10 protein-coding genes and 1 pseudogene are annotated in these 12,947 nt (G+C 50.4%); 8 read left to right on the top strand and 3 right to left on the bottom strand.

The window, feature by feature from the left end:
• Positions 1-25 precede the first annotated feature (25 nt).
• From mutL to E7747_RS07030, 3 genes are read right to left on the bottom strand one after another with little or no spacing between them, the layout of a single operon-like run.
• Complete coding sequence (mutL, locus tag E7747_RS07040) at positions 26-1,939, bottom strand: DNA mismatch repair endonuclease MutL (RefSeq protein ID WP_136414994.1); 1,914 nt, start codon at positions 1,937-1,939, stop codon at positions 26-28.
• Positions 1,936-3,990, bottom strand: coding sequence for an OstA-like protein (locus E7747_RS07035; RefSeq protein WP_136414992.1), 2,055 nt, complete (start codon positions 3,988-3,990; stop codon positions 1,936-1,938). Before E7747_RS07035 ends, mutL begins: the two co-directional genes overlap by 4 nt.
• A 37-nt stretch (positions 3,991-4,027) precedes the next feature.
• Positions 4,028-5,305 (bottom strand): peptidylprolyl isomerase, encoded by a 1,278-nt coding sequence (locus tag E7747_RS07030; RefSeq protein ID WP_228449282.1) that lies wholly within the window; start codon positions 5,303-5,305, stop codon positions 4,028-4,030.
• 585 nt (positions 5,306-5,890) lie between these two features.
• Here E7747_RS07030 and dut point away from each other — a divergent pair.
• The 8 genes and pseudogenes from dut to E7747_RS06990 all read left to right on the top strand — a co-directional run bounded on the left by dut (position 5,891) and on the right by E7747_RS06990 (position 12,879).
• Positions 5,891-6,325 (top strand): dUTP diphosphatase, encoded by a 435-nt coding sequence (dut, locus tag E7747_RS07025; RefSeq protein ID WP_136417075.1) that lies wholly within the window; start codon positions 5,891-5,893, stop codon positions 6,323-6,325.
• A 23-nt stretch (positions 6,326-6,348) separates the two neighbouring features.
• Complete coding sequence (locus E7747_RS07020) at positions 6,349-8,091, top strand: tetratricopeptide repeat protein (RefSeq protein WP_136414988.1); 1,743 nt, start codon at positions 6,349-6,351, stop codon at positions 8,089-8,091.
• A complete protein-coding gene (locus E7747_RS07015) occupies positions 8,088-8,369 on the top strand; it encodes a hypothetical protein (RefSeq protein WP_136414986.1) in 282 nt (93 codons plus the stop codon). Before E7747_RS07020 ends, E7747_RS07015 begins: the two co-directional genes overlap by 4 nt.
• The gene (locus tag E7747_RS07010) at positions 8,297-8,965 is read left to right on the top strand and encodes a DUF4292 domain-containing protein (RefSeq protein WP_136414984.1); all 669 of its coding nucleotides are present in this window, start codon (positions 8,297-8,299) and stop codon (positions 8,963-8,965) included. Before E7747_RS07015 ends, E7747_RS07010 begins: the two co-directional genes overlap by 73 nt.
• A 47-nt stretch (positions 8,966-9,012) precedes the next feature.
• On the top strand, positions 9,013-10,092 hold the full coding sequence (locus E7747_RS07005) for a murein hydrolase activator EnvC family protein (RefSeq protein WP_136414982.1): 1,080 nt from the start codon (positions 9,013-9,015) through the stop codon (positions 10,090-10,092).
• Complete coding sequence (locus E7747_RS07000; protein ID WP_168185268.1) at positions 10,062-10,445, top strand: murein hydrolase activator EnvC family protein; 384 nt, start codon at positions 10,062-10,064, stop codon at positions 10,443-10,445. Before E7747_RS07005 ends, E7747_RS07000 begins: the two co-directional genes overlap by 31 nt.
• A 68-nt stretch (positions 10,446-10,513) precedes the next feature.
• Positions 10,514-12,232, top strand: coding sequence for a DEAD/DEAH box helicase (locus E7747_RS06995; RefSeq protein ID WP_136414978.1), 1,719 nt, complete (start codon positions 10,514-10,516; stop codon positions 12,230-12,232).
• Positions 12,233-12,253: 21 nt separating this feature from the next.
• A pseudogene (locus E7747_RS06990) lies at positions 12,254-12,879 on the top strand (DUF3256 family protein).
• The last annotated feature ends 68 nt before the right edge of the window (positions 12,880-12,947 follow it).

Here is a 12,947-nt window from a genome sequence, read left to right as displayed (position 1 = left end):
ATTTCAACTGTCAAGTTGCGGACTTTCAGCCCAACATTTTGGAAATATCCTCGATATTCACAATAGTAAACACCGTTTTGCCATCGGGTGTTCGCGCAGGAGTCGAAAGACGGAACAAATCGCTGATAAGCTTATCCATTTCAGTAGCACTCAACACTTGCCCGCGCTTTATAGCGCTGCTACGGGCCATCGAAAGCGCAATCCTTTCCTGAAGTGACGAAGCAAGTTCCTCTCCTGTCTCAGTGACACTCTCTATCATGCCGAGCAGCAGATCACGTGGATTTGCACCACCGAGCATCGAAGGAATGCCCGTGATGCTCCATGAATTGTCGCCAAGCGGCGATATGGCGAAGCCAAGGTCTTCAAGCGACGGAGCGATATCGGCCAAAACCGCATTCTGTGCAGGGGAGAGTTCGACTATTTCAGGGAACATGGTGTTCTGACACACCATGTCGCGTTCCTTGACTTTCGCCAGATAGCTGTCGTAGAGAATGCGTTTATGCGCTCTGTGCTGGTCGATTATCATAAGACCATCGCGAGACGGGGTAAGGATATAGGAGTTTTTCAGTTGCAGCGTGGCGCTCACAGGAGCTTCATTGTCAAGTTCAAGCTCGCTTTCTGACCGATTGACCTTACTCTCGACCATCGAGGCGTAACCGTCGTCACGCTTCTTGACGAAATCGTCATAAAGCTTTTCCCAGTCCTGAAAACGCTCTGATGTATGCGCATGGTTCACGGAGAGGGAGGATATTTTTCTGCTCTCCGATGTCCCCAGGCCGGAAACAGATGATCCCATTCCTGACAAGGACGAACTGCGGGTCGCATGAGCCGGTTGTGAGAAAGGATTATAACCCTCCTCGAGTATGACCTCATGGTCTGCGTCAATGTCAGGAGAAAACACCGGGATTTCAGGTGCTTCATCGACATCAAAATCAATCGCCGGAGCGGCATTGAATCGTCCGAGCGATTCTCTGACTGCCGCTGTCAGAATCTGCCATATAGCCTGTTCGTTTTCAAACTTTATCTCACTCTTGGTCGGATGGATATTGACATCTATCGTCTCGGGATCAACAGTCAGATTTATAAAATAGTTGGGTTGCACGTCAGCCGTAATCAGACGTTCGTAGCACTGCATGATGGCCTTATGGAAATACGGATGACGCATATTGCGGCCGTTGACCATGAGATATTGCAACGCATTACGCTTACGGGCGTTCTCAGGCAAACCGATAAAGCCGTTTATCCTGACGATAGACGTATCGGTGTCGAGAGGGACAATCTGTTTGTCGAGCGAACGGCCGAACAAATCGGCGATACGCTGTTTGAGCGAAGCCCTCCTGAGCGAATGGAGAGTGACATCATTGCTGATCAGAGTGAAATCAACCCCGATATTGACAAGCGCAAGACGCTCGAACTCACGCATGATGTTGCTAAGTTCCACAGAGTCTTTTTTAAGGAACTTACGGCGTGCGGGCACGTTGAAAAACAGATTCTTGACCATCAGGTTGCTCCCCTGAGCACAAGCCTCCGGCTCCTGACTTTCAACCTTAGAGCCATTGATGACCAGACGAGTACCGATTGTCTCGCCTTTAAGCATAGTGCGCAAATCGACCTGAGCGATCGCAGCGATTGAAGCAAGAGCCTCGCCACGGAATCCCATTGTCGAAAGCGAGAACAGGTCATCAGCCTTACGGATTTTGGATGTCGCATGGCGTTCGAATGCAAGACGCGCGTCAGTGTCGCTCATTCCACAGCCATTGTCTATTACCTGTATCAGCGTCCGGCCGGCATCTTTAAGAATAATTGTAACCGAAGTCGCACCGGCATCAATAGAGTTTTCGACAAGCTCTTTTATGACCGATGCAGGACGCTGGATGACTTCGCCCGCTGCTATCTGGTTTGCGACAGAATCCGGGAGAAGACGTATGATATCGCTCATGATTCAACCTCCTCTTTAGTTTTTATTCCGATTATATCATTCAGACTCACGCCCGGAGCAGCCCCATGTGATTTATTTTCCATCGGAAAGCTATAGGCATGCGGTTCGATTTCAGGCACATAAAGCCCAGCCGGATTCACAGAGACTGAATCTGTCTCCACCCCAAGCGAGTCAGCCTGTATGCGAAGTGAATCAGTCGCCGCCGGCAATGAGTCGGGAATTGCTTGCAAAACAGAGTCTACAGCCACCGGCAATGAATTTTCCGAAGGCTGTCCGGCTACTGTGGATGCCGCCTTCAAAGGAACGGGAGTCTGCGGTTCCTGCGGTTTAGGCTTTCCAAGCATCGTGCCTCGGATTGAATATGCCGTAGGGCTAACCTTCTTGAAAAGCTGAAGCGAACTCAACTCAGCCATTTCAGGAGGATAATCAAATACTTCGTCGGGCGACATCGGACGCAGCGGGCCGAACCATCTGAACGGTTCGAGATAGTAGGCCGAACGCTTGGCAAGATAGAGAGGTGTAGCCTTTCCTGTAGTCTCCGGCCACATGATAAGATGCTCTATGTCATTGCCATTGAAAAATGCATCCATATAACTGCTCTCGGTGAAAACAAACTTGTTGTAGGTCGAATCGTTTTCCATCGGGAACATTATCTGCTGCACGTTGCCCTCGACATATAAGCGGCGGATAGTAGAATCATTGAACCATGCCGTCATGTCCGCTCCGGCAAGCTGATTATAACAGTCCTCACCGACGTGCTGAGCCACAAGTCCCGATTCAGGAAGTCGCGCCCAGTCGGCTGTGGAGTCATTGAAATGGAGATAGACCACATTGCCGGCTATCTGATTGTCACCGTTCCAGATTATCGGGTGATAATACATATATAATATGGAATCTCTCTCGACCGAGCTGAGCGAGTCGCAAAGCCCCTGAATGTCGTTGCGGAAGAAACGTACACGACGGTATACGTCGGTGACTTTCGTCGAATCCTCAAGCATGTATGCCTTGATCGTGTCTCCGTGCAGATAAAGAGTATCAGCCTTGGAATATTCCATCGCAAGGGCATTGCCGGTTACAAAAGCCGAGTCAGTGAGTTCATTATAGAAACCATACTCGCCCCGGAGTTCCGACTGACGGGCAGAATCGGTCAGAATCATGTTGCCGAAAGCTTCGCCATAGCCCTTTTCACGGTCATAGAAAAGAGTGTCGCCCGTCAGATAATTTCCACGACGGGTGTGGACGCGCGAACGGTCATATAGATCGGCAAGCCCCTGCTTGGTGTCATAGAACCCCGACGAAGAGTTAATCTCACCGTCCTTGTTTACGATAAGCGTCTGACACATCAGCTGGGCGATGTTTGTCGCAGTGTTATAGGTCAGCGAGTCGGTAAACATTTTCAGAGTGTCGTTCTCCCGCGGGCCGGTAAGATCGACATTAAGATAGAAGAAGGCGTCCTTTGTCGCGGGATAGTAGAAGCCCTGAAGCGAACGCAAGGTATTCTGTTTGTCGGTCAGAGTGCCGCCGGTTTCATAATAGCCGACATCTGCAGCCATATCGTAGAAGAAGACATCTGTCGTCAGAGACACATCCCTGTTGATAAGGCGCACATTTTTCCCGGCGTATGCACGAAGTTCGGCAAGTTCGGTCTGACCGTTATAATACAGTTCATCACCATAGACGAACAATGTATCGCCCTGCTCCATGTGGACATTGCGGAAAGCGTCAAGCGACGATGTCGCCTCGTTGAATCGAGCGCTATCGCAATACATATACATGTCGCCTTTGCGGAACAGCACATTGCCGACCAGCACCTGCACATCAGAGTCGCGGACCTGATCATACATCAGGCGGTCAGCCCGCTCAAGGAAAACCTTGCCCGGTTCATGACGGTCGGCATCAGGGATAGTCGGACGGATGACGCTCTTGCGTTGCGCAGGAGCGCTTTTGGGCGCGGATACCGAGGCGGACTTGTCTTTCGGAGTCTGCGCAAACATGGCCGGAAGCGACACCAGCGCTACAGCCATCAATGCAAGTATGGGAGACTGCTTCATGAAGCTACGTAGACCGATTATAAAGTCAGGTCAATGTTCACTTGATCCAGCCTTTATTCTTGAAGTCGCAGTTGCGCCAGCCGTCCTCGATACGGATATAAGTATTCTTTATCTTATTGGCAAGCCAGTCATCGAGAATCTCCTGACGGCGCGAATTTTCATACATCGACTTGACTAACTGGAAATCATCCGATATGTTGGCTTTGTGGCCGGGGATGCGAGAAGTCAGCTTCACCATAGCCACAATCTCATGGTTCGTCTTCGGGTCGGTCATGATAAAGGGTTCGGAAATATCGCCCGGCTCCATGTCGGCGACGTGCTTGGCCACTTCCTGAGGAAGTTCAGACATCTGGAAGCGGGTCGAACCGGTGTTCTCATTGACCATGTGCCCCTTGTTGTTGCGTGTAGTCTTGTCCTGCGAGAAGAACACAGCGTCTTCAAAAGTAAATTTCTTGTCAAGTATGTCGGAGCGGAGTGAGTCCATACGGTTGACAGCCTCGGTCAAATCTTTCTCCGCCACCTTTGGTTTCAGGAGGATATGGCGCACATTTATGCGGTCGCCACGTTTTTCGATAAGCTGTATGATATGGAAACCATATTGGGTCTCGACTATTTTCGACACCTTCTTGGGGTCATTGAGGTTGAATGCGACAGCTGAAAATTCAGGCACGAATTCCGCACGTCCGCTGAAACCGAGTTCACCGCCACGCGCCGCGCTTCCGGGATCTTCAGAATAGAGGATTGCGAGCGTAGAGAACTGACTCTCACCCTTATTCACCTGCTCGGTGAAGTTGCGGAGACGAGCTTTCACATCCTCGACGGCCTCACGCGGAACAGCCGGCGCTACAGTCAGAATCTGCGTCTCTACCTGCAGCGGAACCCAAGGCACACTATCGGTCGGTATCTTTTCAAAAAATCTGCGTACCGCAGCCGGAGTCGCTTTCACATCCTTTGTCAGATTGCGCTGCACCTCCTGCACACGGCCACGGTTGCGCACCATCTCGCGGAGCGACTCGCGCAGAGCCGGAATCGACTTGTTGAAATATTGCTCAACCTTCTCTTTCGAACCAAGGTTCATGATATAGCCGTTGAGCATCTGCTCGACGTTCTGAAACACCATTGCGTCAGGAATTTCGATAGTGTCCATCTCAGCCTGATGCAGATACAGTTTTTCTATTGCAAGCTGTTCGGGGACAACGCAATAGGGGTCTCCGGCAACAGGGACTCCTTCATAGCGCATGTTCTGGTAGGCTTCCTCGATTTCTGATTTCCAGATAGGCTGGTCACCAACCACCCATGCGACTTCCTCAGCCACGTTGTCAGTATTGGCCGATACATAGACAGCCCCGACAGAAGGAGGATGCCAAGCAATATAATTGATTTGATTTTCACGCGCTTAACTAATGATAAATGTGAGAATTGCGAATATCAGCCCCAAAGTTACAAAAATTCTCCCAATCCCCCCAAAATCAAAAGAATTTAAAGAAAATTTCACAATCGGTATTGTAATTGAGTATAAAGTCCCAAACGGATATTATCAATGTTATTTTTATGTGATTTCCAATCTGTATTTTCTCTATTTTGCAACTCATAAAAATAAGTTATTGCAAATAATAGCTAAAAAAGTACGTTTATGTGCGGGAATTTTGCTACTTTCGCTTGTTAATTATAGTAACTGTTGATAATGCCGATCACTTAATGCGTGTAAAATGTGTTGAGAATCATAACTCAAGCAACACAAGGCGGGGTTGGCAAATCTCATAGGATTAAACATCGGGCCAACGATTCGATGTGCGACATTGATTATTCCGACACGCATAACGGCCGTGTCGTCCAATAGGAATTCATTTATTAGTTTCAACTATTTTTCAATCCGTTTTCAACTTCCACGATGGAACGTATCAAGGTAAAAATCATCAACGACTCTTCCAACCCTCTTCCCGCTTATGAGACCCCCTCATCCGCCGGAATGGATGTACGCGCCCGGCTCGATTCACCGGTAACACTTCAACCGTTACAACGGGCACTGATTCCAACAGGATTACGCATTCAGTTGCCGCAGGGCTATGAATGTCAGGTACGCCCACGCTCAGGACTGGCCCTGAAACACGGCATATCGCTGGTGAATACACCCGGAACGATCGATGCAGACTACCGTGGAGAAATTGGAATCATAGTCATCAATCTTTCAGACCAGCCCTATACAATCACCGACGGCGAACGCATCGCCCAACTCGTCATCAAGGAATATGTCCATGTGACTTGGGAACAGGTCGACCGTATCGACGAGACCGAACGCGGCGAAGGCGGATTCGGCCACACTGGTGTAAACTGAAAGCCAAATCACACATAGCCACAATGAAACAACTTCCCATCCTCATCATTACGATTCTCATCATCGGAGCGCTGTCTGTCATGGCCAAAAGCCGGTCAGGCAGCAATCCGGCGGAAGATACCCGTAAAGCCGACTACATCTATCTCGAAGCCCTGCGGGCCAAATCGCAGGGCAAAAACGATGCGGCCTATTCACTGCTTCAGCGGGCAAGGGAGCTCAACTCTGACGACAAGGACATAGGAGTCGAACTGTCGCTCTTTCTTCTGCGACTGTCGCAGACCGACTCGACTCTGATTGAAGAATCAATGGCGTTGTTGCGCGACTATAACGAAGCGAATCCGTCTGACCTGTATTATGGCGGACGATATGCTATGATCAACGAGCAATTGCTCAACCGCGACGAAGCCATCAGGACTTGGGAAAGACTTCACACCTACTATCCGGAGCATCTCGAAATCACATACCGCTACGCCAACGCGCTCGGGCAGGGAGGCTCGGACGCAGACCGTGCAAAAGCAATAGCCGTCTATGATTCGGTCGAGGTGGCCGAGGGTAAAAGCATACCCATTTCAACAAAAAAAATACAACTCTATTTCGCACGTCAGGACACCGCATCCATACTCAGCGAAGTGGACCGTCTGCGTGAATCGTCACCTAAAAACGTGGACTTTCAGGTCTTTTCAGGCGACATATATGCAATGTTCGGCCAGAACGACAAAGCAAAAGCCTTCTACGACAAAGCCTGCGAAATTGACCCGTCGAGCGGACTGGCCTACTATTCACGCGCTCAATTCTACAATTCAATGGGCGACAGCGCCGCCTTCAACCGCGAGGTGTTCCAAGCCCTGCAACAAAAAAGCCTTGATGTGGAGACAAAGCTCGCTATCCTGCGCAGCTACATACAGGAGATGTATAACGACTCCACACAATTGCCTCGTGTCGGCAAACTTTTCGATGTGCTGATTGACCAGCATCCCCACGAGCATGACATCCATGCGCTATATTCCCGCTATCTGATTGTCACCCAAGACTATGCGAAAGCCGCCGAGCAAACCGAACGCGCACTTGACCTTGACCCCGCCGACGAGGAAGGATGGGAAATGCTGACCTCACTCTATCTTCAGGAAAACAAACTTGACGAAGCGAAGGCCGCAATCAAACGCTCATTCCGCTACTATCCTGAAAACGGACGCCAGTATCTTGTGCTCGGTTCAATCCATGACCAGCAGGGAGAACGCGAGAAAGCGCCCAAGGAATATGAACGCGCGCTCGAACTGACCGACTCGACCGACACCAAGACCATCTCGCGTATCTACGGAGCGATGGGCGATAACCTTTATGCACGCCAACTGCTCGACAGCGCTTTCACTGCCTATCAGAAAGCCCTACTCTATGATCCGGAGAACTATCTTGCGCTCAACAACTGCGCATACTATCTCGCATGTGAGGGGCGCGACCTTGACAACGCACTTTCAATGGTCGAAACAGCAATAAAAGCCGAACCTGACAATCCAACGACGCTCGACACCTACGCTTGGGTTCTATTCAAACGCAAGGACTACGCCAAAGCCCGCGAAATCATTGACAAGACTCTCGATCTGACCGATGAACGTTCTGAAGAGATACTTGAACATGCCGGAGACATCCACTTTATGGACGGAGACCCCGACGGAGCACTCGAATTCTGGAAAGAAGCGCTACAGCTCGCCCCTGACAATGAGCTGCTCGAACGAAAAGTGAAACACAAGACATATTTCTTCAAATGATGACAGGAATTACAAATCTCAATAAAGTAAAGTCTGCAATCTGCGTGGCCTTACTGACAGCTGTGCTGTCGGTTATGACCACCGGCTGCCATTCGTCGCGCACAGGAGTTGTCAGCGGAGGAGGCTATGAATTCAATTCAGCCAAATCTCTCTCGCAGGGAGAACTGAAGGAGCTCTTCAACAGCCTTGAAAACAGCTATACAGAATGGGAAAGCATGAAAATGCCCGTCACACTCTCGCTCCGAAGCCCCAAAAACGTAAGCATCGGGGAACATTGAGCATGGAGCGCAACCGCTCGATACACATGTCATTCCGCTTCCTCGGCATGGAAGTTGCATCGCTCATGGTCACGGAAGACAGCATCTATGCCGCCTACAAACTTGAAAGAATCTATTTTGCCGAAAGCATCCGCGACCTTATGGGCGGATTTCCGGCAACCGTAGGTAACGTGCAGGACATGATACTGGGACGACCGTTCGTGCTCGGAGAAAACAATGTCGCTCTTTCACAATGCACCCTTGCAGGCAATGGTGCGACATGGACCATCACTCCCGACCACAGCCCATTGGGCATGAAATATGACTTTACAATCGACACTCCTACCGGCAATGTCGAGCTTCTGACTGTCAATCTTCCGGCCCGGTCTCCTATAACCGCCGACTATTCCGACTTCGACACTTCCTGCACAGGACCTATGGCCGGAAACACCTCAATCTCAGCCAAAACATCAAAGACAACCTTCACGGGCGAAATCACTCTGAATCCCCGCAAGGCAGACTGGGGAAAAGGCTATGGCAAGTCATGGACAGTGCCAAAAGGCTATGCACGCGTGCATGCTGAAGATATCATAAAGAAGCTAAACGCGAAAAAATAACATCTACGCCGACAAACTCTCATCCAAATTCATCACCGTTACTATTAATGCCACAGTTTTCAAGATTCTGGATCCGCTGTCTGACCATCATCATGATGGGGCTGATGCTTGCGTCGTCGCCGGCTGACGCACAGACTCATAAAAAGCGCTCACGCACACAACGTACGACACAGCGCAGCAGTGCCCAACACCGCTCAATGGAAACTGTGAAGAAAGACAAGAGCACAACAGAGCGTAAAATATCTGAGACTTCAACCAAACTCCAGACCAACGCCAAAGAGCTTAACCGACAGCTTAACAGACTAAACTCGCTCAACGCAGACATAGCCACCACCAAAAATCAGGTGGCGGGCCTACGGCAACATATCGACTCACTCGGTTCTGCTATAAACGCAACTGCTGATTCAATCAAGATTCTCGAAGGCGAGCTTGAGAGCATGCGTTGTGCATACGTCAAAGCGATGAAAGGACTTCAGCCACACACAGGAGCCGCGAGCGACCTTTCATTCATTTTCTCTGCCGAGACTTTCTCCGAAGCCTACAGCCGCATCCGGTATCTGCGCCAGTTCACGGCATGGAGAGAGCGCAAGGTCGAGAATATCCACAAAGCAATCGACCGCATAGCCGACCGCCGTGCCCACCTCACAAATCTGCGCCACAGTCAGGACGTAGCATACCGCAAAGCCGAACAGGCAAGACAGACGCTATCACGCCAGCAGATGGAGTCGGAGGAAATGGTGACAAAACTACGCAAGGAAGACTCAGCCCTCCGTCAGTCGCTCAACGAACAAAAACGTAAAGCAGCCGCACTCGACAGAGAACTCGACCGACTTATCGCAGCAGAGCAGGCCCGTATAGCACGCGAGGAAGAAGCCGCGCGTCGCAAAGCCGCCGAAGCCGAACGGCAGAGAAAGAAAAAAGAACAGGCAGCAATAGCACGCAAAAAGAATAGGGGGTATCCCATAGCGGCGAATCGACAAAAGCCGATACACCGTCAGCTAAAGAAGTGGCTTCAGCCAAAGCGACGACACACAAAGCCGCATCGACCGATGCCGATGCGCTGTCCGGGTCATTCGCATCAAACAAGGGAAAACTGTTGTTCCCGGTCAACGGAAAGTATAAAATAGTACGTCCTTTCGGCCGTCAGCCCCACCCGACCCTACGCCACGTCGAAACCGACAATTCAGGTATCGACATCGAAGTCGCACCCGGCAGCACAGCTCGCTCGATATTTGCCGGAACAGTATCGGCTATATTCAAGCAGGACGGTTTCAACTCCATCGTAATGATCCGTCACGGACGCTATATCTCAATTTATGCGGGACTCGGAAGCGTGAGTGTCAGAAGCGGTGACTATGTGAAAGCCGGACACACTTTGGGCATAATCCACTCCGACCCCGATGACAGCGACAGAACTATACTCCACTTCGAAATACGCAATGAGCGCCAGAAACTTAACCCATCGCAATGGGTACGGTAGATATCAACATTAAGGCTCTCTTTTTGGTTATATCAGAAGCGGATCACCAATTATATAATTACATAATTATGAAAACATTTGAAGAACTCGGCGTCAACGAGCCACTGCGCAAAGCCGTTGAAGAACTCGGATTTGAATCTCCGATGCCAGTGCAGGAACGTGTAATACCCCGTTTGCTCGGCGACGCACACGATATAATAGCCCTTGCCCAGACAGGCACAGGAAAAACGGCGGCATTCGGGCTGCCGGTGCTGCAACGCATTGACCCCGACATCAACCGGCCTCAGGCCTTGATTCTCGCACCGACACGCGAACTCTGTCTGCAGATCGGAAGCGACCTCGCAGACTTTTCAAAATATGTTCCCGATGTGAAAGTTCTCCCGGTCTACGGTGGCTCAAGTATCGAAAGCCAAATACGCATGCTGAAAAAAGGAGTGCAGGTCATAGTAGCGACTCCCGGACGTCTCATAGACCTCATCAAACGCGGTGTGGTCAAGCTCAATGACGTACATACCGTGGTGCTCGACGAAGCCGACGAGATGCTAAACATGGGATTCCTTGAATCACTCGAACAGATTCTTTCATACGTTCCAGAGGAACGCAAGATGCTTCTGTTTTCAGCGACAATGCCGCCGGATATCCTCAAGATAGCCAAACGCTACATGAAGGACTATGAGGAAATCGTAGTAGGCAGCCGCAACGAAGGAGCTGAAAACGTACGCCACCTATATTATATAGTGAACGCGCGTGACAAATATCTCGCCCTTAAACGAATTGTCGACAACTCTCCTAACATATATGCGATAGTCTTCTGCCGCACACGTCGCGACACACAGGAAATTGCCGACAACCTCATACGCGACGGATATAACGCCGAAGCCCTCCACGGCGACCTCTCGCAACAGCAGCGCGACATAGTGATGAAAAAATTCCGCGACCATGTAGTCCCGCTGCTCGTTGCCACCGACGTTGCCGCACGAGGTCTCGATGTCGACAGCCTGACCCATGTCATCAACTACGGACTTCCTGACGATACAGCCGTCTATACCCACCGTTCAGGCCGTACAGGCCGTGCCGGAAAGTCAGGTGTATCAATCGCCATAATCCACTCCCGCGAAAAAGGACGGCTACGCGAAATCGAGCGTATAATCGGAAAGACGTTTGAACATAAGGAGGTCCCGACTCCGGAACATATTATCGAAAAGCAGCTCTACAATCTTGCAGACCGCATCGAGCGAGTCAAAGTCAACGAAGAAGAAATCGCCGCATATCTTCCGGGAATCTCCCGCAAACTGGAATGGCTCTCGGAGGAAGATTTGCTCAAACGAGTCATCTCTCTCGAATTCAACCGACTCCTCGACTACTACAAAGACGCGCCTAAAATCGATGTAATTGATGTTAAACCGTCGAAAGCCGACCGCAAACGCAACAAAGGCGAGCGGGAACATGAGCGTCCTAAAAACGACAAGGAGAAAGACCGCCGTACAGCCGAACGCGGCATGGAACGTATCTATATCAACGTCGGCAAACGCGACGGTTTCTTTGCAGGCAACCTCATCGATATGCTCAACAAGCTCGTCACCGGCAAGCGCGTTGACGTAGGCCGCATAGACCTACTGCCGGCCTATTCGCTCTTTGATGTGAAGAAGGCAGATGCCCGGAAAGTAGTCGGAGCGCTCACTGGTGCTGATTTCTATGGCAAACGCATTCACAGCGAAATCGCCGACGCTGACCGCGACTACTCCAAAATAGCAGATAAACGCAAAGGCAAAAAGGGTAACAAGTAATAATTAACAGACATATCGACAATGAAAAAATATCTCCTTGCCATCGCCATCGGGGCTGCATCGCTGACAATGAGCGCACAGTCGGCAGCCGACCTGTTTACCTCAGCACCGCAGAAAATATTTCCATTGCTTGACAGGAATACCCGTCTTGACATGGTCGACTATTTCAAAAACGGTATGGCCACTCCCTCTCAAAACCAGCTTGACGGACGCTCGGCAATCACTGAAATGACCCCTGAATCAATCACTGTAAAAATGACTGATTCATCAGCCATACAACTGGTGGAGCTGAAAGGGACAAAGGGCCGCATTATCGCCTTGATCAGCACTGTCGCCACCCCGGGCTGGATTCCGATATCAGATTCTACGATACTGACTGGAATCCGCTGCCGACTGAAAACTACTTTACCAAACCCGGCTGGAAAGAGTGGCTGACCGAAAGCGGAAGCAAGAACGAGGCTGACGTGACCATGCAGGTGCCTTTCATGCTCGCCTCCTACCGCATCGACCCGTCGACCTCGACTCTGACCCTTACAAATAATCTTGACAAGCTTCTTGACAAGGCTCTCTATGACGACATTTCGTCCGACCTCATGCCGTCACTGACATATGAATGGACAGGGAAAGCATTCAAGGCAAAAAAATAATCCATCAGACGGAAGATAACATCACGGCTGTCAGCATCAGGACTACTCCATGAGCTGACAGCCGTTTC

This window comes from Duncaniella dubosii (assembly GCF_004803915.1).
GTDB classification, from domain to species: domain Bacteria; phylum Bacteroidota; class Bacteroidia; order Bacteroidales; family Muribaculaceae; genus Duncaniella; species Duncaniella dubosii.
This window is presented reverse-complemented; position numbering and strand designations above follow the sequence as displayed.